This window comes from Duganella kummerowiae, from assembly GCF_053572355.1.
The window spans coordinates 1-23,231 of sequence record NZ_JBKFEH010000017.1; the positions used below are offsets into that span (position 1 = coordinate 1).

The window sequence follows — 23,231 nt, forward strand, 5'->3', positions numbered from 1 at the left end:
ATCAGTTCCTCCAGTATGACCTTGGCGCGAAACAAAGGCCAGCTACGACGAGGGATATGATCGCACGGAACTAAACAGTTAATCACGGCAGAGAGCCGTGCGGGTTGATTGTCGCTCAGCGACAATAATCCTTCAAGCTGCATATAACGGCGCTGCAAGGACCACTCGTCATTTTGTTCCAGCATCATGGCGCCGACAAGCCGGATAATAGCTTTGTCGTTGGGGAAGATGCCGATGACGTTGGTGCGGCGCTTGACCTCGGCGTTCAGGCGCTCCAGGGGATTGGTGCTGTGGATCTGGGTACGGTGCGCCTTGGGGAAGCCCATGAAGGTCAGCACTTCCTGCTCTGCGTCGTCCATCATGGCAGCCAGTTTGGGGAACTTGCCCCGCAACTGGTCAGCCACATTTCGCCATTGTGCGCTGGCCGCTTCCGAGCTCTCCTGCACGAAGATAGTGTTGATCATGGCCAGCACGGCCTGGCGCTGGCCTTTGCCGACATGGGCCAGCGCATTGCGGATGAAGTGCACGCGGCAGCGCTGCCAGCTGGTTTTGAAGACTTTGCTAGCGGCGGCCTTGAGCCCTTCATGAGCATCGGAGATGACCAGCTTCACGCCGCGCAGGCCGCGTCGGCTCAGGCCCCGCAAGAACTCGGTCCAGAACGGTTCGGCTTCAGAGGGGCCGGTGGCCACCCCAAGAATCTCCCGCACGCCGTCGGTGTTGACGGCCACAGCGATTATTACGGCTACCGATACCACCCGCCCGGCCTGGCGCGACTTGACGTAGGTGGCGTCGATCCAGAGATAGGGCCGATCGCCCTCGATGGGACGGTTGAGGAAGGCGTGCACCCGCTCGTCAATCTCCTCGCACAGGCGGGACACCTGGCTTTTCGAGACGCCGCTCATGCCCATCGCCTTGACCAGATCGTCGACCGAACGGGTGGAGATGCCCTGGATGTAGGCCTCCTGGATAACGGCGGTGAGGGCCTTTTCTGCCGTGCGGCGTGGTTCCAGGAAGCCCGGGAAGTAGCTGCCGCTGCGCAGCTTGGGAATTTTCAGGTCCACCTTGCCGGCACGGGTTTCGTAGGCGCGGTCGCGGTAGCCATTGCGGCTGTTGATGCGCTCCTCGCTGCGCTCGCCGTAGGCAGCGTGGCACAGGGCTTCCACGTCCATTTCCATCAGCCTTTGCAGGGCATGCTGCAGCGTTTGGCGGATGAAATCTGCGTCTGCCCCCTTTTCGGCGAGCTCGGATAATGCGATAGTGGCGTTGGTCATTGTGCTTCCTCATGGTTGAGTTGAGTCTTCGCAAACCCAAATTTACCTCAAGAATCACAATGGCCGCCCCTTCAGGCAGCCTTCCTAAACGCCGATTCCGGCGATTTCTTCATACACCACTCTGTGGGGCACCATCGTCAAGTGAAAACAGAGGTAATCGCTGCACAGCTGACTTGCATCAAAGCCCCAGCAGTACCCCGGAACTGTTGAGGGATATGGATGGTCGAACCATGGCAGGCACATCCGTGCCTTTTCATGGAGGATAAGATCATGCAGCAAGCTAACGAGATCCAGCGCCGTTTCCACTTGGTGCAGCATGCGATAGGGCAGGCGGCGCAAGCCTGTTCCGCTGAGCGCAGTCTCCCGGGCGAATTGCGCGACTGTATACAGCGGCTCGACAAGCACGCTGATCGCGCGCCGCAGGTACTGCTGTCACAAGATGGTCAGAGCATCCGCAAGCTGGCAGTGGACATGGAGCAGCTGGGCGGTCGAGCCGAGCGTGTGTGCGCCAACGTCACCCAACTCACCCCGCAACTGAAAAGCGCCGTCCGGCATATGCATAGCCAACTGCTGGAGTTCAAGCAGGAAGTGAAGTAGTCCTTTCGTGGGGCGCTCAGGCTAACACCATACCGCGTGGCCGAGGCGTTGGCCGCACTGGGCAAGCGCCTGGAACTACAGGTGGTCTGACTGTCACAGCACGCCGCGCGAACGCAGTTCAGCGATCTCGCCCGGGCTGTGGCCCAGCAGTTCGCGCAGTACTTCGTCCGTGTGCTGGCCCAGCAGCGGCGGAGCGACGCGGTTGCCGGTGTCGGTGGCCGACATGCGCATCGGGCTGCGCACCAGTTTCGTGCTGCCGGCGGTGGGGTGCGGCACCTCGATCACGATGCCGCGCGCCCGCACCTGCGGGTCTTCAACCACTTCGCCGACGTTGTTGATGGGGCCGCAGGGCACCCCGGCCGTTTCCAGTTCGGCTATCCACCACGCGCGCGGGCGCGTGGCCACCATCTCCGCCAGCAGCGGCACCAGCACGTCCCGGTGTTTTACCCGCAGCGGATTGGTGGCGAAGCGTGCATCGCCGGCCAGTTCCGGCCGGCCGCCCGCCTGTACGAATTTCTGGTACTGCCCGTCATTGCCGGTGGCGACGATGATGTGGCCGTCGGAACAGGCAAAGGTCTGGTAGGGCACGATGTTGGGATGCGCATTGCCCCAGCGCCGGGGCGGCTTGCCGCTGTTCAGGTAGTTGCTGCCCACATTGGCCAGCATGGCCAGCTGCACGTCCAGCAGCGCCATGTCGATGTACTGGCCGACGCCATCGCGGTCGCGCTGCATCAGCGCGGCCTGGATGGCGATGGTGGCGTACATGCCCGTCATCAGGTCGGTCAGCGCCACGCCCACTTTTTGCGGACCGCCGCCGGGCAGGCCGTCGCGCTCGCCCGTGACCGACATCAGCCCGCCCATGCCCTGTATCAGGAAATCGTAGCCGGCCCGGTGCGCATAGGGACCATCCTGGCCGAAGCCGGTCACCGAGCAGTACACGATGTCCGGCCGGATGGCCTTGAGGCTGTCGTAATCGAGGCCGTAGCGCTTCAGCTGGCCGACCTTGAAATTTTCCAGCACCACATCGCAATGCGGCACCAGCGCGCGGATCAGGGCCTGGCCTGCTTCGCTGGCGATATCGATGGTGACCGAGCGCTTGCCGCGGTTGGCGGACAGGTAGTAGGCGGCTTCGGTGGTGTCATTGCCGTCGGCGTCCTTGGCATACGGCGGGCCCCAGGCGCGGGTGTCATCGCCGCTGCCGGGGCGCTCGATCTTGATCACGTCGGCGCCCAGGTCGGCCAGGTTTTGCGAACACCACGGCCCGGCCAGGACGCGGCTCAGGTCCAGTACGCGGATGTGGCTGAGGGCTTTGCTGGTCATGTTCTCATTCCCATCGGTTGAAGTCTGCCTAGCTTAATCGCCGCGCGCCACGGCGGCCATCAGCGATGCGACATGAATTTTCCTTTAAGGCCAGGCGCGCTCCAGCGCTTCCACCATGGCGCGGGCGGCGCGCAGGCGGCTGGCGGGGGGAGGGATGGTTGGGCCGGTCGCGGTTCGGGTAAGCGGTGTCCTGCGCCAGCTTGCGGTAGTAGCCGGCCAGCTGGCGCGGCGTCCAGCCGGCGCGGGACGCCAGTTGCAGGCCGTAGCGGTCGGCTTCCACTTCCTGGTCGAAGTTGAGCTGCGCCAGCTTGGACATTAGGGCCACGTCGTGGTCCACAGCTTCCTCCAGTTCCTCGAACGGTTGCGCGGCCCGTTCCGGTTCCAGCCGCAAGGCCAGCTCGTATTCCTGCAGGTTGTGCCGCAGCACGGCATGGGCGATCTCGTGCGCCAGCAGCATGGCCAGCTCGGCGTCCGTCAGCGCCAGGCGCTCCACGTAGGATAGGCTGACGAGGATCTTGCCGCCCGCCATGGCATCGGCATTCTGCGCTGTGTCGCTGCTGGCGTGCACGTCCCACGCCCAGGCCGCCGTGCCGGGATGCTCGCGTGCCGCTTGCGCAGTCAGGCCGACGGCGATGCGCCGCAGCCGCGCCAGGAAAGCCTCATCCTGGTCCAGTTCGCCAGCCGCACGCAGCGATGCCAGCCGCTCCGCGTACATGCGCGCCGCCCCGGCCGCCACTTGTTCCTGTGTCAGGGGCAGTGCCAGCGCGGCGGCCAAGGCCGAGGCCGTTGCCAGCTGTGGAAAAAATGCCATATTGGTATCTCGGCCCGGGCTTTATGGTAGTGTTGAACGTTCTTCAGCCATCTTAGCAACGACAACACCATGTGGCCTTATCCTAAAATCGTGGCGCACCGGGGCGGCGGCACGCTGGCGCCGGAAAACACCATTGCCGGCCTGCGCGCCGGCCTGGCCTACGGCTTCCGGGCCGTGGAATTCGACGTCATGCTGTCGCAGGACGGCATCGGCGTGGTCATGCACGATCCCGACTTCGGCCGCACCGTGCCAGGCGCGGGCGCTGTGGCGCATACCGCCGCCGCCGAACTGGTGCGCAAGGACGCCGGCGCCTGGTTTAGCGCCGATTTCAAAGGTGAGCCGGTGCCGCTGTTCACGGAATTCGTCGATTACTGCAATTCCCAGCGCATCTGGATGAATATTGAAATCAAGCCGGCCCCCGGCCACGACGTTGAAACGGGCCGCTGGGTGGCGCGCACCACGCGCGGCCGCTTCCGCCCCGAACTGGACGCCGGCAAGTCCGGCGCCGCGCTGCCGCTGCTGTCATCGTTCAGCTACGACGCCCTGGCCGCCGCCCGCGACGAGGCGCCGGAGCTGCCGCGTGGTTACCTGCTGGACCGCATCCCGGACGACTGGCTAGCCCAGGCGGAAGAACTGCGGGTGGTGGCCATCCATACCAACCACAAGCATCTGACGCCAGCCCTGGCGGCCGCCATCCAGCAGGCCGGCTACGGATTGTTTTGCTATACCGTCAACACGCCCGAGCGTGCGCGCGAGATCCTGGCCTGGGGCGTGGACGGCTTCTGCACCGACCGCATCGACCTGATCGGCCCCGACTTCGCTTGACGCCGGCCCGGCCGCGTGCCTTTTTACCGCATTGAATCACGTATAATCCCTTTTTTGCACCAGCCAGATCACACTGTCGAGACATGAAATCATCCGAAATCCGCGAAAAGTTCCTGAAGTTCTTTGAATCCAAAGGTCACACCATCGTCCGATCCAGTCCGCTGGTGCCCGGCAACGACCCCACCATGCTGCTGACCAACTCCGGCATGGTGCAGTTCAAGGACGTGTTCCTGGGCCTGGACACGCGCCCGTACTCGCGCGCCACCACCGTGCAGCGCTGCGTGCGCGCCGGCGGCAAGCACAACGACCTGGAAAACGTCGGCTACACCGCACGCCACCACACTTTCTTCGAGATGCTGGGCAACTTCAGCTTCGGCGACTACTTCAAGCGCGACGCCATCAACTATGCCTGGGAACTGCTGACCAAGGTCTACCAGCTGCCGGCGGAAAAGCTCACCGTCACCGTCTACATCGAGGATGACGAAGCCTACGACATCTGGGCCAACGAAATCGGCGTGCCGAAAGAGCGCATCATCCGCATCGGCGACAACAAGGGTGCGCGCTACGCCTCCGACAACTTCTGGCAGATGGCCGACACCGGCCCCTGCGGCCCCTGCACCGAGATCTTCTACGACCACGGCCCGGACATTTGGGGCGGCCCCCCGGGTTCGCCGGAAGAAGACGGCGACCGCTTCATCGAGATCTGGAACCTGGTGTTCATGCAGTTCAACCGCGACGAGCAGGGCAACATGAACAAGCTGCCCAAGCCCTGCGTGGACACCGGCATGGGCATGGAGCGCCTGGCCGCCGTGCTGCAGCACGTACACAGCAACTATGAAATCGACCTGTTCCAGAACCTGATCAAGGCCGCCGCCCGCGAGACCGGCGCCACCGACCTGGAATCGAAATCGCTGCGCGTGATCGCCGACCACATCCGCGCCGCCTCCTTCCTGATCGTCGACGGCATCATCCCCAGCTCGGAAGGCCACGGCTACGTGCTGCGCCGTATCATCCGCCGCGCCCTGCGCCATGGCCACAAGCTGGGCCAGACCAAGCCCTTCTTCTACAAGCTGGTGGAAGACCTGAACATCGAGATGGGCAGCGCCTATCCCGAACTGGCCGAGGCCAAGGAACGCGTCATGCAGACCTTGAAGCAGGAAGAGGAGCGCTTCGGCGAGACGCTGGAACACGGCATGAAGATCCTGGAAGCGCAGCTGGCCAAGGACGCGACCAAACTGGACGGCGCCACCGCCTTCACGCTGTACGACACCTACGGCTTCCCGCTGGACCTGACGGCCGACATCTGCCGCGAGCGCAACGTCACGCTGGACGAGGAAGGCTTCAACGCCGCCATGGAACAGCAGAAGAAGACCGCGCGCGCGGCCGGCAAGTTCAAGATGGCCGCCAACGTCGAGTACAGCGGCGAAAAGACCAAATTCGTCGGCTACGACGACCTCAGCGTGAATTCCAAGGTCATCGCCCTGTACGCCAACGGCGCGCCGGTGCAGGAACTGAAAGCCGGCGAAGCCGGCATCGTGGTGCTGGACACCACCCCGTTCTACGCCGAGTCCGGCGGCCAGGTGGGCGACCAGGGCGTGATCAAGGCCGCCGGCGGCCTGTTCGAGGTGGAAGACACCCTGAAAATCCAGGCCGACGTGTTCGGCCAGCACGGCGTGCTGGCGCAAGGTTCGCTCAAGGTCGGCGACGCCGTCTCGGCCGAGGTCGACCTGGTCAAGCGTGGCCGCACCATTCGCAACCACTCGGCCACCCACCTGATGCACAAGGCCCTGCGCGAAGTGCTGGGCAGCCACGTGGCGCAGAAAGGCTCGCTGGTCGATCCGGACAAGACCCGCTTCGACTTCAGCCACAACGCCCCGCTGACCGCCGAGCAAATCGCGGAAGTGGAAGCCAAGGTCAACAAGGAAATCCTGGAAAACCACGCCACCAAGGCCCAGCACATGTCCTTCGATGATGCCGTCAAGCACGGCGCCATGGCCCTGTTCGGCGAGAAATATGGCGACGAAGTGCGGGTGCTGGACATCGGCACCTCGAAAGAGCTGTGCGGCGGCGTGCACGTGCAGCGCACTGGCGATATCGGCCTGTTCAAGATCGTCGCCGAAGGCGGCGTGGCCGCCGGCATCCGCCGCGTGGAAGCGGTGACGGGCGAGGGCGCCCTGGCCCTGGTGCAGGGCATGGCGCGCAAGCTGAACGAAGCCGCCGCCGCGCTCAAGGCCCATCCGGATGAACTGGCTGCCAAGATCGCCGGCGTGCAGGACCAGGTCAAATCGCTGGAAAAGGAACTGGCCGCGCTGAAATCCAAACTGGCCTCCGGCCAGGGCGACGAACTGGCCACCAAGGCGGTGGACGTGAACGGCATCAAGGTGCTGGCCGCCACCCTGGAAGGCGCCGATGTGGCCACCCTGCGCGAAACCATGGACAAGCTGAAGGACAAGCTGAAGACCGCCGCCATCGTGCTGGCCGCCGTCAATGACGGCAAGGTCAGCCTGATTGCCGGCGTCACGGCGGACTCCATCGGCAAGGTGAAAGCGGGCGAGCTGGTCAACTTCGTTGCACAGCAAGTGGGCGGAAAAGGCGGCGGACGCCCCGATATGGCGCAGGCCGGCGGCACCGATGCGGCGGCCTTGCCGGGTGCACTGGATGGTGTCGCAGCCTGGGTTGGCCAGCGGGTTTGAGGCTGATTTGATGCTGTAAAGCAGCGTAAATGCGGCCCGCGAGGCGACGCGGGCCGTTGCCGCTGTTTTTTTCGTGTTGTATACTCGCCAGCTCTCGTTGTGAACTTGCAACGTTGAATGAACTATTTTGGTGCAGCGCGTCAATCGCCGCTTTTTGGAGTAGTATGGCGCGAGTCGGTAAACAAAATATGCGGGATGACTGATGAGCGACACGATACTTGAGAACGAAACCGTGGAATTCCATAAGGAACTCGATGCACGCGGACTGAACTGCCCACTGCCTATCCTCAAGGCCAAGAAGGCCCTGGCGGAATTGCAGAGCGGCGAAGTGCTGCGCATCATGGCGACCGATCCCGGCTCCGTGCGTGACTTCCAGGCGTTCTGCAAGCAGACCGGCAATGGCTTGCTGTCCCATGTGCAGATCGGCCGCGAGTTCGTGTTTTTGATGCAGCGCAAATAACTTTTGCAGTAATTTTTTTCTTGCCGGGGCCGCCCGTCTGGTGCAGGCCCGTGCGTACGCAGGTGTTTCTGGAATCGTCTTTTTAGACGATTTCTTCTACCTAAAAATCGCACGATCGTGCTTTAATTTCGTGTGTCCGCCGGATATCTCTTATAATCTGGCTCACACTTGGTCCCGTTACACTTTATTTTTTCCAAAGGCACAGCTATGAAAGTCTTGGTACCCGTCAAACGCGTGGTCGACTACAACGTCAAGGTGCGCGTCAAGTCCGACGGCACTGGCGTCGATATCGCCAACGTCAAAATGTCGATGAACCCGTTCGACGAAATCGCCCTGGAAGAGGCCGTGCGCCTGAAGGAAGCGGGCAAGGTAACCGAAGTGGTGGCGGTGTCGGCCGGTGTGACCCAGGCCCAGGAAACCCTGCGCACCGGTCTGGCCATCGGCGCCGACCGTGGCATCCTGATCGAGACCACTGCCGAGCTGGAGCCGCTGGCCGTGGCCAAGCTGCTGAAAGCCGTGGCCGAGAAAGAGCAGCCGCAGCTGATCATCTTGGGCAAGCAAGCCATCGACGACGATTCCAACCAGACCGGCCAGATGCTGGCCGCCCTGCTGGGCTGGCCGCAAGCCACCTTCGCTTCGAAAGTGGTGCTGGAAGACGGCAAGGCCACCGTGACGCGCGAAGTGGACGGCGGCCTGGAAACCATCGCCCTGACCCTGCCCGCCATCGTCACCACCGACCTGCGCCTGAACGAGCCGCGCTATGTGACGCTGCCCAACATCATGAAGGCCAAGAAAAAGCCGCTGGACGTGACCAAGCCGGAAGACCTGGGTGTGGACGTCGCTCCCCGCCTGAAAACCCTGAAAGTGTCCGAGCCGCCCAAGCGCTCGGCCGGCATCAAGGTGCCCGACGTCGCAACCCTGGTGGCAAAACTGCGCACCGAAGCCAAAGTCATCTAAGGAAAACACATCATGGTCGCACTCGTAATTGCTGAACACGACAACGCCAGCCTGAAAGGCAGCACCCACCACACCGTGACCGCCGCCATCCAGGCCGGCGGCGAGGTGCATGTGCTGGTGGCCGGTTCCAACGCCGGCGCCGCCGCCGCTGCCGCCGCGCAGATCGCCGGCGTCTCCAAGGTACTGCTGGCCGACGCCCCTTATTTCGCCGACGGCCTGGCTGAAAACGTGGCTGAGCAGATCCTGGCCGTGGCCGGTTCATACTCGCACATCCTGGCGCCCGCCACCGCCTACGGCAAGAACATCCTGCCGCGCGTGGCCGCCAAGCTGGACGTGGCCCAGATTTCGGAAATCACCAAGGTCGACTCGCCCGATACCTTCGAGCGTCCCATCTACGCCGGTAACGCCATCGCCACCGTGCAATCGTCGGACAAGGTGAAAGTCATCACCGTCCGCACCACCGGCTTCGACGCCGCCGCCGCCACCGGCGGTTCGGCCGCCACCGAGAACGTGGCCGCCGTGGCCGACGTCGGCAAGTCGTCCTTCGTGGGCCGCGAAGTGGCCAAGTCGGACCGTCCGGAGCTGACTGCCGCCAAGATCATCGTGTCCGGCGGCCGCGGCATCGGCTCGGCCGAGAACTTCAAGGTCCTGGAACCGCTGGCCGACAAGCTGGGCGCCGCCATGGGCGCCTCGCGCGCCGCCGTCGACGCCGGCTTCGTGCCGAACGACTGGCAGGTGGGCCAGACCGGCAAGATCGTCGCCCCGCAGCTGTATGTGGCGGTCGGCATCTCCGGCGCCATCCAACACCTGGCCGGCATGAAGGATTCCAAGACCATCGTCGCCATCAACAAGGATCCGGAAGCGCCGATCTTCTCGGTGGCCGACTACGGCATCGTGGGCGACCTGTTCGAAGTCGTGCCTCAATTGGTCAAAGAACTCGGCTAAGGCCTTAGGAGGGCGTTTCAAAAAGACCATGGCGTCGTTGCAGCTCCTCGCCGTGCAGTCGCACTGCCTTCGGAGCTGCGCCTAGCCACGCTCATTTTGAAACGCCCTCCGAGCGCCGCATGGCCACGTAGGTCCGGCATAGCGCCCGGGCCGACGTGGCTTTTTTTTACCCAAAATATCGTCCAACCCGCAACAACGGAGACTGAGATGCCCTATCAAGCCCCCCTGAAAGACATGCTGTTCGTGATGAACGAACTGGCCGACCTGGCTGCCGTCAACGCGCTGCCGGGCAACGAGGACGCGACTCCGGACACGGCCGAAGCCGTGCTGGAGGAAAACGCCAAATTCGTCAGCAACGTGGTGGCGCCGCTGAACCACCCCAGCGACAAGGAACCGAGCTGGTGGCATGACGGCCAGGTCACCACCTCCAAGGGCTTCAAGGCAGCCTTCAAGGCCTTTGCCGAAGCGGGCTGGCAGGGCGTACAGCATCCGGCCGAGTTTGGCGGCCAGGGCTTGCCCAAGCTGTTCGCCACCCCCTGCATCGAGATGCTGAATTCGGGCAGCATTTCCTTTGCCCTGTGCCCGCTGCTGTCGGACGGCGCCATCGAGGCCCTGCTGACCGCCGGCAGCGACGAGCAGAAAGCCATCTATCTGGAAAAGCTGGTGTCGGGCGAGTGGACCGGCACCATGAACCTGACCGAGCCGCAGGCCGGCTCCGACCTGGCCGCCGTGCGCACCCGCGCCGAGCCGCAGGCTGACGGCACCTACAAGATTTTCGGCACCAAGATTTTCATCACCTACGGCGAGCACGACTTCTCGGACAACATCGTGCACCTGGTGCTGGCCCGCACCCCGACCGCGCCGGCCGGCGTCAAAGGCATTTCGCTGTTCATCGTGCCCAAGTTCCTGGTCAACGCCGACGGCAGCCTGGGCGCGCGCAATGATGCGCACTGCGTATCGATCGAGCACAAGCTGGGAATCAAGGCCAGTCCGACCGCCGTGCTGCAATTCGGCGACCACGGCGGCGCCATCGGCACCCTGGTGGGCGAGGAAAACCGCGGCCTGGAATACATGTTCATCATGATGAACGCGGCCCGCTTCGGCGTCGGCCTGCAGGGCATAGGCCTGGCCGAGCGCGCCTACCAGAAGGCGGTGGCGTTCGCCAAGGACCGGGTGCAGTCGCGCGACCTGGCCGGCTCGGCCGGTCCGGTGTCCATCATCCACCATCCGGACGTGCGCCGCCTGCTGATGAACATGCGCTCGCAGACCGAGGCCGCGCGTGCGCTGGCCTACTTCGGCGCCGGCCTGAGCGACATCGCCCACAGCCATGCGGACGCCGGGGTGCGCGCGGCCAACCTCGCCGTGTATGAATACCTGGTGCCCATCATCAAGGGCTGGTCTACGGAAATGTCGCAGGACGTGGCGCGCGATGGCGTGCAGGTGCATGGCGGCATGGGCTTCATCGAGGAAACCGGCGCCGCCCAGCACTACCGCGACGCCAAGATCCTCACCATCTACGAAGGCACGACCGCGATCCAGGCCAACGACCTGGTGGGCCGCAAGACTGTGCGCGATGGCGGCGCCGTGGCGCGCGGCCTGATCGCCCGCGTGCGCGAGACCGCCGCCGAGCTGGGTGCCTCCTGCAATGCCGACATCGCCGCCATCCAGGCCCAGCTGGAAGCTGGCGCCCACGACCTGGAAGCGGTGGTCGAGTTCGTGCTGGCCAACGTCAAGGCCGATATCAAGGGCGTATTTGCCGGCAGCGTGCTGTACCTGAAACTGGCCGGCATCGTGCTGGGAGGCTGGCAGATGGCGCGCGCCGCGCTGGCCGCGCAGCGCAAGCTCGCTGCAGGCGAGGGCGACGCCGCGTTCTACCAGGCCAAGATCGTCACGGCGCGCTTCTTTGCCGACCACATCCTGTCGCAAGCCTCCGGCCTGCGCCACGCCATCGTGGGCGGCAGCAGCGGCGTGCTGGCGCTGGGCGTAGACCAGTTCTAAGCACTACGCGCTTGCAACCCAAAGCAGCCTCCGGGCTGCTTTTTTTATGTGAATTCGCGCATATCGTAGGCACCTCACGCGCAAAGTCGTCACGATCCTTCTTGTCGTCATAAATGGCGCTACACTGACATGAAGGTACGCGAACTCATTGATTTGCTTCGATCCCACGGCTGGTATCACGTTCGGACGAAAGGAAGCCATCGTCATTTTCGGCACCCAACTATCCCAGGAACAGTAACTGTAGCGGGAGGCCAGGGCGTCGATGTGCCTCCCGGCACCTTACAGGCCATCTAGAAGCAAACTGGACTAACGAAGTAGGAGGTGACATGCGGTTTTTAGTGATACTCGAAGAAGGCCCGCAGTCCTTTGGCGCCTATGCTCCAGATCTTCCGGGCTGCATCGCAGTGGCGGAAACCAGGGAAGAGGCATTATCCATGATGCGTGAAGCGATCGTATCGCACTTGGAGGTGCTGCGCGCCGAAGGCCTGCCGATTCCCCGTCCATGTTCGACCGTGGAATCGGTTGAGGTTGAGGCAGCTTAAATCGTCGGGTGTATAGCCGTGGCTGGCGCCTTGCCCAGGACGTCGACCAAGGCTTGATACACACGCACCGGTTCCTCGGCGATGCGGTTCAGCACGTACAGGAAGTGCTCCTGGCCGAACACTGCGTATTCGCGGGTGGGGAAACCACGGTCGCGCAGGGCGGCAATCTGTTCGGTGCCTAGCCCGATCAGGGATTCGAATTCGTAGCGGCGCAGGTCCACGCGTTCTTTGATGATGAGTTCGCTGAGATCCTGCTGGATGGCGCGGTCGTGGGTGGCGATCGAGCACTTGTGGCCGCTCAGCAGCAGTTCGCTGGCGTAGTGGCGGTAGGCGTCGGCCAGCTCCGGGCTGTTGCGCTCCCAGGCCACGCCTTCCGGCTCCAGGTAGGCGCCCTTGACCAGGCGGATGCGCCCCGGCAGCTTCATCAGCGCCGGCAAGTCCTGCGCCGTGCGGTGGCGCCGGGCCGGCACCGTGATGCCGACATTGTGCAGCCCGTCCTCCCGGTGCAGCCGCGTGTACAGCGCATAAATATCGTCGCTGCGCTCGTAGCCTTCCATGGATATCATCACCTCGCGGTTGATCTCGGCGGCGGCGTGCGCGATACGGCGCGCGTTGCGGTAGCCCAGCTCGCGGTCCACCAGCATGCCCACGTGCGACAGGTCGAACGAAATGGAACAATTCAGGTTGCGCGCGACTATGCCGCGCACCAGCTCCGTGAACACCTCGGTCTCGGCCATGGCGAACGCCTCGTCGCGGCAGCTTTCGCCCATGTACTCGGCCGAGGCCGCATGGCCGCTGGCGACGATCTGTTCAACCCGCGCCAGGGCCTCATCCACGCTCTGGCCCGCCACATAGCGCTGCGACACCTTGTGCATGTAGGCGCGCAGCACCGGATCACTGCAAAACTTTTCCTTGGCTCCCTCATCCAGCGCCAGGCCGCGCAGGGCAGCGGCGGCCTGGTCGACCAGAGGCTGCCATGCTGAGGGAAAGGTCGGGGTGGGGATGGCTGGCACGATGGGCTCCGGTCATGCATAAATAAGGAAGCAGCAATTCTAACGGCTGGCGGCTGGTTGGCGCATAATGGCATGCCCATGAATGCAGAATCCGCCGCAGCCGCGCCCGCTCCCTCCGACGCCGCCATCCGCCGCCGTTCGCTGACGGCCGCCTGCGCCGCGCACGCCGTCCACGATGGCCTGACCGACGTCATGTATGTGCTGCTGCCCATCTGGCAGGCGCAATTTTCCATCAGCTTCGCCATGGTTGGGCTGCTGCGCGGTTCCTACATCGGCATGATGGCCGGCTTCCAGCTGGTGGCCAGCCGCATGGCGCGGCGCTGGGGCAGGGAGCGCCTGCTGGTGGGCGGCACCGCGCTGGCCGGGCTTGCCTATCTGATCGCAGGCCAGGCGGCCGGCATGGCCACGCTGATGTTTGCCCTGCTGCTGGGCGGCCTGGGCGCCAGCAGCCAGCACCCGCTCGCATCCTCGCTGGTCACCGATACCCACGAGGCCGGCGGCGGCGTCAAGGAGGCGCTGGCCCAGTACAATTTTTCCGGCGACATCGGCAAGACCCTGATACCGGGCGCCGTCGGGCTGCTGCTGGTGGTGGTGAGCTGGCAGGCCAGCGCCATGCTGATTGGCCTGCTGGGTCTGGCGGCGGCCGCCTTGCTGTGGTGGCTGATACCGGCCCAGGCCGACCTGCTGACCCATCAACAGACCTTGAACAAGCCCACGCCAGGCGCCGGCTCCGTGGGCGGCCTCAGGGCGCTGCTGGCCACCGGCGTGCTGGACAGCGCGGCCCGCATGGGCTTTTTGACCTTTTTGCCCTTCCTGTTGAACAGCAAGGGCGCCGGAACCGCGGGCGTCGGCATCGCCTTGTCGCTGCTCTTTGTCGGCGGCGCTTTCGGCAAGCTGCTGTGCGGCTACCTGGGTGCGAGGCTGGGCATGATGAAAACCGTGTGGGTCACGGAATCGGCCACCGCCGTCCTGATCATCAGCGCGGTCTGGCTGCCGCTGTCGGCCATGATGGCCAGTTTGCCGCTATTGGGATTGGCCCTGAATGGCACCTCGTCGGTGCTGTATGGCGCGGTGCCGGAGCTGGCCGCGCCAGGAAAGCGCGAGCAGGCCTTTGCCCTGTTCTACACCGGCACCATAGGCGGAGGCGCCCTGGCGCCCGTGATCTTTGGTTGGCTCGGTGACCAGGCCGGCATTGCCGCCGCCGTGGTCATCCTGGCCATCGTGCTGCTGCTTACCCTGCCACTGTCGTGGCGGGTGCAGAAAGAGGCCGCCCTCTAAGCTTTAGTCGCGCACGATACTGCCGTTGGACGGGCGCACGCGGTCGCCGGCCAGCAGCCCGGGATCGTGGTCGAAGCTGTAGCTGGCACGTTTGCCGTCGTTGTGCTCGACCTCCACGGTCCACACCTTGGTGGACTTGGCCTTTTTCTCGATTTCCTTGCCGGCGTAGGCGCCGCCGGCGGCCCCCGCCGTCCTCCCCCGCTACCGTGGCCAGCTGGCGGCCGTGGCCGCTGCCGACCTGGTTGCCCAGCAGGGCGCCGGCCACGCCGCCCGCGATCAGGCCGACCGCGCTGCCTTCGCCGGCTTTTTCGCCCACGCGCACGGCCACCACCTTGCCGCACTCATGGCAGGCCGCCGGCTTGGCCGGACCGGATTTGAGGTCGGCCTTGGCGGCCGCCAGCGCATTGTCATATTCCTTCTTGGCGTCGCGCAGGCATTGCATGCGGGCCGAGGAGCTGCTTTCCTCGGCGCAGAGTTTCTTGTCTTCCGCGTAGCGCGCGGCGATGCGCTTGCTCTCGGCGGCGTAATGTTCCTTGGGCGTGGGCTGGGCCTGGACGGCGGCTGCGGCGGTCAGCAGGCTGGCCGCCATCAGGGCGGCGGTGAGGGCACGGTTGGCCATGTTGTTCTCCTTGTAGTGGCGGGGTTACCCGTAAGCGCCCCCAGTGTACAGCAAGTCAAACAGGCGGGCGATGGCGGCTATCGTGCATCCGGCCCCGACCATCATGGTGGCCACCAGCAGCAGCGCCAGCGGCCAGTTGGATGCGCTCTGACGGCCCGAGCCGCTGTTATACGTGGCATCCCATTTTTCATCCGGGGTCAGCCCCAGCACCAGCGCCTGCAGGAAACCTGCCAGCACCGACAGGATCAGCGGCAGCAGCTTGAAATACGGATCGGCGCCCGGCGCCGCCAGCGCCACCGCCAGGGAAGCGGGCAGGGCGGCCAAGTGCAGCCACAGCCAGGGATCGCGCCGCCCCGCAAGGTAAGCGCGGTGAGCGCCCACTCCGCCCAATAGCGCGGCCAGCAAGGTGGCCAAGGTCTTGTTGTGATGCAAAACAGCCATAGTGATAAGCAAGTTGCAAGGAAAACGCCAGTATCGTGCATAATGGCGCCCCCGGCATGCCTTTTTTGCGATCCCAGCTATTGCCCACGGCGCCGGAACAGGGGATAATCTTCGATTACCCTATCCGCCCGATTATTTCATTAACGCTTGCTGCTCAGCGGCAAAGCGCGCTATAATTTGCGGCTTTTTCCGTCCTAGCACACTTTTTGGAAATATTATGGTCGTTATTCGTTTAGCTCGTGGAGGCGCCAAGAAGCGTCCTTTCTACAACATCGTTGCAACCGATTCGCGCAACCGCCGCGATGGCCGTTTCATCGAGCGTATTGGCTTCTACAACCCGATGGCTTCCGGTGGTGAAGTGCCCCTGCGCATTACCGCTGACCGTCTGGCTCACTGGCAATCCGTCGGCGCCCAGCTGTCGCCGGCCGTGGCCCGTCTGGTCGCCACCAACGCCAAGGCAGCCGCCTAAGTCACTGGATACCAGGTTTGACCGGTCTGACTCCCACCGGGGTGAAAATCCCCGACGACCTGCTGCAAGTAGGTTTCATCTTCGGCGCCTATGGCGTCGCCGGCTGGGTCCGGATACGGCCCTTCTCGGAAGATGCGGAAGCGCTGCGCACGGTCAAGACCTGGTGGCTGGACAAGCCCACCCTGCGGGACGTCGATGTACGCCAGGCCAAGCTGCATGGCGGTGATGTCGTGGCCCAGCTGGTGGGCGTGACCGACCGGGACGTGGCCGAAGCGCTCAAGGGCGCCGCCGTCTACATCCCCCAAAGCCGGTTCCCAGCCTTGTCGGACAATGAATTTTACTGGGCCGAGCTGATCGGCCTGGAAGTCGAGAATGTGCAAGGCGAGCCGCTGGGCAAGGTGGCCGACATGATGAGCAATGGTCCGCAGTCGATCTTGCGCGTGGTCGCCCCCCTGCCAGCGGAATCCGACCCCAAAGCCGAGGCGCAGGAGCGCCTGATCCCGTTCGTGGACGCCTATGTCATCAAGGTGGACAAGGAAGCGAAGAAGATCACGGTGGACTGGGGCCTGGATTATTAATCGCCTGGCATGGCGCAGCCTACAGAGTGGAAAGGTCGGCGATGCAATTTGATGTCGTGACCCTGTTCCCGGAAATGTTCGCGGCGCTGACGCAGTCGGGCGTCACCCGGCGCGCGTTTGAACAGCAGAAGTGGGGCCTGTCGCTGTGGAATCCGCGTGATTTCACAGAGAACAATCACCGCACCGTGGACGACCGCCCCTATGGTGGCGGTCCGGGCATGGTGATGCTGGCCAAGCCGCTGGAAGCCGCGCTGAACGCGGCCAGGCGGCGCCAGGTGGTGGCCGGCTTGCCTGCGCCGCGCGTGGTGTTCATGTCGCCGCAGGGCAAGCCGCTGACGCACGAGCGCGTCATGCAGCTGAAGCAGGAGGCCGGCCTGGTGATCCTGTGCGGCCGCTACGAAGCGGTCGACCAGCGCCTGATCGACCGCTGCGTCGATGAGGAAATCAGCCTGGGCGACTTTGTACTGTCCGGTGGCGAGCTGCCGGCCATGGCCCTGATGGATGCCGTGGTGCGCCAGCTGCCCGGCGTGCTGAACACCGATGCCTCGGCGGTCGAGGACAGTTTCGTCAACGGCCTGCTGGATGCGCCGCACTATACGCGGCCGGAAGTCTACGAAGGCGAGAGCGTGCCGCCCGTGCTATTGGGCGGCAACCATGCCGAGATCATGAAGTGGCGCCGCCAGCGCATGCTGGAGGCGACGCTGCGCAAGCGTCCCGAGCTCCTGGAGCAGGCGCGCGCGCAAGGCCTGCTGGACAAGCAGGACGAGAAGTTTTTGGCGGGTTTGTAAAACCGCCGTTGCGCGGACCGCAAGGTCCGCTTGTTTAACCCCATCCTCTACTGGGCATAGCGCGCCAGCAAGATGGTTTTTGGAGCCAAAAATGGATCTGATTCAACAACTCGAGCAAGAAGAAATCGCTCGCCTGGGCAAAAACATTCCTGAGTTTGCACCTGGCGATACCGTGGTCGTCAACGTCAACGTGGTCGAGGGCACCCGCAAGCGCGCCCAGGCTTACGAAGGCGTGGTGATCGCCCGCCGTAACCGTGGCCTGAACTCGAACTTCATCGTTCGTAAAATCTCGTCCGGCGAAGGCGTCGAGCGTACCTTCCAGCTGTACTCGCCGCTGATCGCTTCGATCGAAGTGAAACGCCGCGGTGACGTGCGTCGCGCCAAGCTGTACTACCTGCGTGATCGTTCCGGTAAATCGGCACGTATCAAGGAAAAACTGCCGAACCGCCGTCCGGCCGCAGCGAAAGCAGAAGCTTAATAGCGTCTGTGTTTGGAGAAAGGGGTGCCATCGCGGCGCCCCTTTTGCGTTATGGAGGCATGAAATGGTCAAACCCCTGTTCGATCCCCAGCAACTGCCGGTGGACGCCGTGGCCGGCGAGCCGGCCCTGCATCCGGAGCGCCTGCTGCCGGACTGGCTGCGCGGCCGCTTCCTGGCGCCGCCCGTCGAGTGGGAGCAGGAAGTCCCGGAAGGCAATATCAGCGGCCGCGCCGTGCCTACCCCGGCCGCCGTGCTGATCCCACTGGTGGCGCGTCCCGAAGGGCTGGCCGTGCTGCTGACACAGCGCACCGCCGACCTGAGCTCGCATCCCGGCCAGATCAGCTTTCCCGGCGGGCGCGCCGAGGAGTCCGATGATGGCCCGGTCGATACCGCCCTGCGCGAGACCGAGGAAGAAATCGGCCTGGCGCGCGCCCGGGTGGAAATCCTCGGTACGCTGCCCGACTACCTGACCGGTACCGGCTACCTGGTCACGCCCGTGGTCGGCCTGGTGGCGCCGCCCTTCGAGCTGGTGGCCGAGCCGGGCGAGGTGGCCGAGGTGTTCGAGGTGCCGCTGTCCTTCCTGATGGATGGCCAGAATCATTTGCGCCAGTCCTTCATATTGCCGGCCAGCGGCGTGCGGCGCCGCTTCTATGCCATGCCCTATGGCCGCTACTACATCTGGGGCGTGACCGCCGGCATCCTGCGCAACCTGTTCCACTTCCTGCGGGTGTGAAGGCCGCCGGATAAAATTTGATTCCCGCCCCTCACTGCGCTATCGTAGCGGGCATTGCAGCATTGCCGACACTAAGGACGTTTGATGACATTTCTTTCCATTCTATGCGCACTCCTGATCGAGCAGATGAAGCCCCTGCGGGCCGACAATCCCATCTACGCGGAGATCAAGCGGCTGGCGCTGAGGATGGAGACTTGGTTCAACGCCGGCCACCACACCCATGGCCGCCTGGGCTGGTTCCTGATGATGGGCATCCTGATGCTGCCCACCGCCTTGATCTACTGGGTGCTCAAGCACTATGACTGGTTCCTGGCAGCGTTCGCCTGGAACGTCCTGATCGTCTACCTGACCCTGGGCTTCCGCCACTACAGCCATTACTTCACCTCCATCCAACTGGCCCTGAACGCGGGCGACGAAGCCGCGGCGCGGGCCCTGCTGGCCGAATGGTGCAAGATCGATACCGTCGGCATGGAAAGCACCGAGATTTCCCGCATCGCGGTGGAAAAATCCCTGATCACCACCCACCGCAACGTGTTCGGCGTGTTCTTCTGGTTCCTGATGCCGCTGGGGCCTGCCTGCGCCGTGATGTACCGCGTCTCGGAACACCTGGCGCGCGCCTGGAACGAACCTGACCACATGAAAAATGAAGCTTTCGGCCAGTTCGCCGCCAAGGCTTTCTACTGGATAGACTGGATCCCGGTGCGGCTGACGGCCGTGGCCTTCGCCGTGGTCGGCAACTTCGAGGACGCCATCTACGCCTGGCGCAACTTCGCCGGCCGCTGGGCCGACGAAGCCAAGGGCATCATCCTGGCCGCAGGCGGCGGCGCCATGGGCGTGCGCCTGGGCACGCCTGCCGAGAACGCGGCCAAGGTACTGCCGGCCGACGCCGCCACCGTCGACCTGTCCGACGACGAGCCGGACGTGCTGCCGGGCGAGGAACCTTCGGTGCGCGCCCTGCAAAGCACGGTGGGCCTGGTGTGGCGCGCGCTGCTACTGTGGATGCTGTTGTTATTGCTGCTGTCCGGCGCGGTATGGCTGGGGAATACGCCCTGATAGGACTACAATGTAGTTATTGCTTCCGCCCGGCAAGGGTGGGAGTGATAACCGGATTGAGAACTGTAATCAAATCAAGGAATTACGTGTCCAGGTCTTCTATAAGATATAATACGTAAGATTCTTGCAGAGTCGCACCCACCGGCGCCTGCCGCCGGTTGTTTTTCCTGCATTCCCTTGTTACCCACAAGTCTGAGCAAGCCGCCTATGGCCGAGTCCGCACAAAACCAGCAACCCTCCGAGGAATCGTTCATCATCCTTGGCATTACCAGCAACGGCCGCCCGTTCCGCCCCAGCGACTGGGCCGAGCGCCTGTGCGGGGTGATGTCCTGCTTCCGGCCGGAGGGCACGGTGAGCCGCAACGCCCACCTGCAGTTTTCCCCCTACGTGCAGCCGACCGTGGTCAATGGCGTGAAATCGGTGGCCGTGAACGGCAAGCTGCGTGCGCTGGAGCCGCTGGCCTATCACTTCGTGGTGTCCTTCGCCAAGGATAACGACCTGCAGATGGTCGACGCCTGCCTGCTGCCTGAAAAGAAATAATTAAGCGTAGTTAAGGTCAAATTAATTCCCCGGCTCTCCCCAGCTGGACGGCGAACTTGTATGCTGCCAGTTCGTCCGTTTTCCAGCGAGAGCCCATGTTCCCCATCCGCCTGAAACACACCGCCGCCGCCAGCATGCTGCTGTGCGGCCTGTCCTTTGTCGCCACCGGCCCGGCCTGGGCCCAGGCGCTGCCGGCCGGCGTCACGCGCGGCCCCTCGGTGGAGGGCATCACCGAATACAAGCTGCCCAATGGCCTGAAGGTGCTGCTGTTCCCGGACGCCTCCAAGCCCACCGTCACCGTCAACGTCACCTACCTGGTCGGCTCGCGCCACGAGAATTATGGCGAAACCGGCATGGCGCACCTGCTGGAACATATGATGTTCAAGGGTTCGCCGAAGAACCGCAGCATTCCGCAGGAATTCTCGGCGCGCGGCATGGACTTCAACGGTACCACCGCCAACGACCGTACCAACTACTACGAGGTGTTCCAGGCCAGCCCGCAGAACCTGAAATGGGCGCTGGACATGGAAGCCGACCGCATGACGCACTCCTTCATCGCGCGCAAGGACCTGGACTCGGAAATGACGGTGGTGCGCAACGAGTACGAAAGCGGCGAGAACTCGCCCTTCCAGGTGCTGATGAAGCGCATGCAGAGCGTGGCCTACGACTGGCACGCCTATGGCCGCTCCACCATCGGCAACCGCAGCGATATCGAGAACGTCCGCATCGAGAACCTGCAAGCCTTTTACCGCACCTACTACCAGCCCGATAACGCGGTGCTGCTGGTGGCCGGCAAGTTCGATCCGGCCCAGACCCTGGCATGGATCAGCAAGTCCTTCGGCGCCATCCCCAAGCCCAGGCGCACGCTGCCCCCGTTCTGGACCGTGGAGCCGACCCAGGACGGCGAACGCAGCTTCGTGGTGCGGCGCAAGGGCGACATGCAGATCGTCATGCTCGGTTATAAGATCCCGTCGGCCCTGCATGCGGACGGCGACGCGCTCAGTTTCATGAGCGAGATCCTGGGCGACACGCCCACCGGGCGCCTGCACAAGCAGCTGGTGGAAACCGGCAAGGCGGCCCAGGTGTTCGCCTTTGGCGAGACTGGCTATGCGCCCGGCCTGGAGCTGATCGGCGCCGTGGTCAAGGCCGGCCAGCCACTGGAGCCGGTGCGCGACGCCCTGATCGCGGCGGTGGAAAGCTTCGCCAGCACGCCGCCCACGGCCGAGGAAATGGAGCGGGTGCGCCGCAACTTCGCCAACGGCATCGAGAAGTCGCTCAACGATCCGCAGAAGGTGGGCGTGGCGCTGTCGGAGGAAATCTCGCTGGGCGACTGGCGTTTGCTGTTCCAGGGCCGCGACAAGCTGGCGTCCATCACGGCCGAGCAGGTCAGCGCGGCCGCCGCGCGCTACCTGCGGCGCGACAACCGCACGGTCGGCACCTTCGTCCCCGAGGACCAGCCGCTGCGCGCCGAGATCCCGGCTGCGCCCTCCGTGGCCGAGGTGCTCAAGGACTTCAAGGGCAAGCCGGACACGCTGCAGTCGGAAGTGTTCGATCCCGGCCAGGACAACATCAACGCCCGCACCGCCATCCGCACCATTGGCGGCCTGAAGGTGGCGCTGCTGCCCAAGAAGAACCGGGGCCAGGCGGTGTCGGTCAACCTGCAGCTGCACTGGGGCGACGAGAAGAATCTGTTCGGCAAATCCATCATCTCGGCCGCCGCCGACGAGATGCTCATGCGCGGCACCAGCAAGTACACCCGCGAACAGCTGGCCGACGCCTTCTCGCGCCTGAAGATCAGCGGCGACCTGTATCACTTCGACACCACCGGTCCCAACCTGTCGGAGGCGCTCAAGCTGGTGGCCCATGTGCTCAAGGAGGCCAGCTTCCCGCAGGCCGAGTTCGAACAAATGAAGCAGCAATGGATAGTGGCGCTGGAATCGGCCCGCAACGAGCCGCAGGCGGTGGCGCACCAGGCCATCGAGCAGCACTTCGACCACTACCCGAAAGGCGATCCGCGCGCCTCCATGACCATCGCCGAACAGCTGGCCGCCGTGCAGGCGCTCAGGCTGGAAGACGTGGTGGCTTTCCACCGGCAATACTATGGTGCCTCGCACGGCGAGCTGGCCATCGTGGGCGACTTCGACCAGGACGCCGCCGCCAGGACCGTGGCCGAGGCCTTCCAGGGCTGGGACAGCAAGGTGGCCTATGCGCGCCTGCAGAACACCAATGCGGACACAGCCCCGCTGCAGCTGAGCCTGGACACGCCGGACAAGGAAAACGGCGTCTACACGGCGCGCCTGAACCTGGACCTGAACATAGACGATCCCGATTATCCGGCGCTGGACCTGGCCAATTACATCTTCGGCGACGGCGGCCTGAAATCGCGCCTGATGGACCGCATCCGCCAGAAGGATGGCCTGTCCTACGGCGGCGGTTCCAGCCTGGCGGCCGGCGACCAGGACCGCGCCGGCAGCTTCAGCATCGACGCCATCGCCGCGCCGCAGAACCTGGCCAAGGTGGAGGCGGCCGTCAGGGAAGAACTGGAGCGGGTGCGCAAGAGCGGATTCACGGCGGCGGAACTGGCCAACGCCAAATCCGGCCTGCTGCAGATGCGCATCCAGAACCGCAGCAAGGACCCGGTGCTGGCCGCCGGCTGGACCAAGAACCTGGAACTCGGCCGCACCTACGCCTGGAGCAAGGCCTACGAGGACAAGCTGCGCGCGGTGACGCTGGAGCAGGTCAACGCGGCCTTCCGCAAGGCCATCGATCCGGGCAAGCTCAGTGTGGTGCTGGCGGGCGACCAGTCCAAGGCCAAGTAAGCG

General features: G+C 64.2%; 24 protein-coding genes. 18 read left to right on the forward strand and 6 right to left on the reverse strand.

Annotated elements, in window-relative coordinates:
- On the reverse strand, positions 1 to 1,271 hold a 1,271-nt coding region (locus ACLB1G_RS21340), incomplete at its 3' end, for an IS256 family transposase (protein WP_491629256.1).
- A 270-nt stretch (positions 1,272 to 1,541) separates the two neighbouring features.
- On the opposite strand from ACLB1G_RS21340, the gene ACLB1G_RS21345 reads away from it, so the two are divergent.
- Positions 1,542 to 1,868, forward strand: a complete 327-nt coding sequence (locus ACLB1G_RS21345; protein WP_491629257.1) for a hypothetical protein — start codon at positions 1,542 to 1,544, stop codon at positions 1,866 to 1,868.
- A 93-nt stretch (positions 1,869 to 1,961) separates the two neighbouring features.
- Here ACLB1G_RS21345 and ACLB1G_RS21350 read toward each other — a convergent pair whose 3' ends face one another.
- Both ACLB1G_RS21350 and ACLB1G_RS21355 read right to left on the reverse strand, forming a co-directional pair.
- Entirely contained in the window at positions 1,962 to 3,188 is a 1,227-nt protein-coding gene (locus ACLB1G_RS21350) for a CaiB/BaiF CoA transferase family protein (protein ID WP_491629258.1), read from the reverse strand.
- 28 nt (positions 3,189 to 3,216) lie between these two features.
- Positions 3,217 to 3,999, reverse strand: a complete 783-nt coding sequence (locus ACLB1G_RS21355) for a M48 family metalloprotease (RefSeq protein ID WP_491629259.1) — start codon at positions 3,997 to 3,999, stop codon at positions 3,217 to 3,219.
- 69 nt (positions 4,000 to 4,068) lie between these two features.
- Between ACLB1G_RS21355 and ugpQ the strand changes: the two genes are divergently transcribed.
- From ugpQ to ACLB1G_RS21395, 8 genes are all read left to right on the forward strand, one after another.
- A complete protein-coding gene (ugpQ, locus tag ACLB1G_RS21360; RefSeq protein ID WP_491629260.1) occupies positions 4,069 to 4,824 on the forward strand; it encodes a glycerophosphodiester phosphodiesterase in 756 nt (251 codons plus the stop codon).
- 83 nt (positions 4,825 to 4,907) lie between these two features.
- The gene (gene alaS, locus ACLB1G_RS21365; RefSeq protein WP_491629261.1) at positions 4,908 to 7,517 is read left to right on the forward strand and encodes an alanine--tRNA ligase; all 2,610 of its coding nucleotides are present in this window, start codon (positions 4,908 to 4,910) and stop codon (positions 7,515 to 7,517) included.
- A gap of 202 nt (positions 7,518 to 7,719) precedes the next feature.
- Entirely contained in the window at positions 7,720 to 7,977 is a 258-nt protein-coding gene (locus tag ACLB1G_RS21370) for a sulfurtransferase TusA family protein (protein ID WP_491629262.1), read from the forward strand.
- Between the two features lie 207 nt (positions 7,978 to 8,184).
- Positions 8,185 to 8,934 carry an electron transfer flavoprotein subunit beta/FixA family protein gene (locus ACLB1G_RS21375; protein WP_491629263.1) on the forward strand — a complete coding sequence of 250 codons (750 nt, stop codon included), beginning with the start codon at positions 8,185 to 8,187 and terminating at the stop codon, positions 8,932 to 8,934.
- 12 nt (positions 8,935 to 8,946) lie between these two features.
- Positions 8,947 to 9,879 (forward strand): electron transfer flavoprotein subunit alpha/FixB family protein, encoded by a 933-nt coding sequence (locus ACLB1G_RS21380; RefSeq protein WP_491629264.1) that lies wholly within the window; start codon positions 8,947 to 8,949, stop codon positions 9,877 to 9,879.
- A gap of 207 nt (positions 9,880 to 10,086) precedes the next feature.
- Positions 10,087 to 11,877: an acyl-CoA dehydrogenase gene (locus ACLB1G_RS21385; protein WP_491629265.1), complete on the forward strand. Its 1,791-nt coding sequence runs from the start codon at positions 10,087 to 10,089 to the stop codon at positions 11,875 to 11,877.
- Positions 11,878 to 12,006: 129 nt separating this feature from the next.
- Positions 12,007 to 12,171 carry a type II toxin-antitoxin system HicA family toxin gene (locus tag ACLB1G_RS21390; protein ID WP_491629266.1) on the forward strand — a complete coding sequence of 55 codons (165 nt, stop codon included), beginning with the start codon at positions 12,007 to 12,009 and terminating at the stop codon, positions 12,169 to 12,171.
- A gap of 32 nt (positions 12,172 to 12,203) precedes the next feature.
- Positions 12,204 to 12,419 carry a type II toxin-antitoxin system HicB family antitoxin gene (locus tag ACLB1G_RS21395; RefSeq protein ID WP_491629267.1) on the forward strand — a complete coding sequence of 72 codons (216 nt, stop codon included), beginning with the start codon at positions 12,204 to 12,206 and terminating at the stop codon, positions 12,417 to 12,419.
- On the opposite strand, the gene ACLB1G_RS21400 is transcribed toward ACLB1G_RS21395, so the two are convergent.
- Entirely contained in the window at positions 12,416 to 13,432 is a 1,017-nt protein-coding gene (locus ACLB1G_RS21400) for a proline dehydrogenase family protein (RefSeq protein WP_491629268.1), read from the reverse strand. The two genes, ACLB1G_RS21395 and ACLB1G_RS21400, sit on opposite strands and share 4 nt — an antisense overlap.
- A gap of 78 nt (positions 13,433 to 13,510) precedes the next feature.
- Between ACLB1G_RS21400 and ACLB1G_RS21405 the strand changes: the two genes are divergently transcribed.
- The gene (locus tag ACLB1G_RS21405) at positions 13,511 to 14,710 is read left to right on the forward strand and encodes an MFS transporter (RefSeq protein WP_491629269.1); all 1,200 of its coding nucleotides are present in this window, start codon (positions 13,511 to 13,513) and stop codon (positions 14,708 to 14,710) included.
- On the opposite strand, the gene ACLB1G_RS21410 is transcribed toward ACLB1G_RS21405, so the two are convergent.
- Both ACLB1G_RS21410 and ACLB1G_RS21415 read right to left on the reverse strand, forming a co-directional pair.
- Positions 14,664 to 15,329 (reverse strand): hypothetical protein, encoded by a 666-nt coding sequence (locus ACLB1G_RS21410; RefSeq protein ID WP_491629270.1) that lies wholly within the window; start codon positions 15,327 to 15,329, stop codon positions 14,664 to 14,666. The genes ACLB1G_RS21405 and ACLB1G_RS21410 overlap by 47 nt on opposite strands.
- 24 nt (positions 15,330 to 15,353) lie before the next feature.
- Positions 15,354 to 15,770: a hypothetical protein gene (locus ACLB1G_RS21415; RefSeq protein WP_491629271.1), complete on the reverse strand. Its 417-nt coding sequence runs from the start codon at positions 15,768 to 15,770 to the stop codon at positions 15,354 to 15,356.
- A gap of 217 nt (positions 15,771 to 15,987) precedes the next feature.
- Between ACLB1G_RS21415 and rpsP the strand changes: the two genes are divergently transcribed.
- The 8 genes from rpsP (at position 15,988) to ACLB1G_RS21455 (ending at position 23,228) form a co-directional block, all read left to right on the forward strand.
- Positions 15,988 to 16,239 (forward strand): 30S ribosomal protein S16, encoded by a 252-nt coding sequence (rpsP, locus tag ACLB1G_RS21420; protein ID WP_491629272.1) that lies wholly within the window; start codon positions 15,988 to 15,990, stop codon positions 16,237 to 16,239.
- Positions 16,240 to 16,280: 41 nt separating this feature from the next.
- Positions 16,281 to 16,817 (forward strand): ribosome maturation factor RimM, encoded by a 537-nt coding sequence (rimM, locus tag ACLB1G_RS21425; RefSeq protein ID WP_491629569.1) that lies wholly within the window; start codon positions 16,281 to 16,283, stop codon positions 16,815 to 16,817.
- Between the two features lie 41 nt (positions 16,818 to 16,858).
- Positions 16,859 to 17,605, forward strand: a complete 747-nt coding sequence (gene trmD, locus ACLB1G_RS21430; RefSeq protein ID WP_491629273.1) for a tRNA (guanosine(37)-N1)-methyltransferase TrmD — start codon at positions 16,859 to 16,861, stop codon at positions 17,603 to 17,605.
- A gap of 91 nt (positions 17,606 to 17,696) precedes the next feature.
- Complete coding sequence (gene rplS, locus ACLB1G_RS21435) at positions 17,697 to 18,083, forward strand: 50S ribosomal protein L19 (protein ID WP_491629274.1); 387 nt, start codon at positions 17,697 to 17,699, stop codon at positions 18,081 to 18,083.
- Between the two features lie 64 nt (positions 18,084 to 18,147).
- Entirely contained in the window at positions 18,148 to 18,816 is a 669-nt protein-coding gene (locus tag ACLB1G_RS21440; RefSeq protein WP_491629275.1) for a CoA pyrophosphatase, read from the forward strand.
- A gap of 84 nt (positions 18,817 to 18,900) precedes the next feature.
- Positions 18,901 to 19,869: a CobD/CbiB family protein gene (locus ACLB1G_RS21445; RefSeq protein WP_491629276.1), complete on the forward strand. Its 969-nt coding sequence runs from the start codon at positions 18,901 to 18,903 to the stop codon at positions 19,867 to 19,869.
- Between the two features lie 207 nt (positions 19,870 to 20,076).
- Positions 20,077 to 20,409, forward strand: coding sequence for a DUF3579 domain-containing protein (locus ACLB1G_RS21450; protein ID WP_491629277.1), 333 nt, complete (start codon positions 20,077 to 20,079; stop codon positions 20,407 to 20,409).
- Between the two features lie 95 nt (positions 20,410 to 20,504).
- Entirely contained in the window at positions 20,505 to 23,228 is a 2,724-nt protein-coding gene (locus ACLB1G_RS21455; protein ID WP_491629278.1) for a M16 family metallopeptidase, read from the forward strand.
- The last annotated feature ends 3 nt before the right edge of the window (positions 23,229 to 23,231 follow it).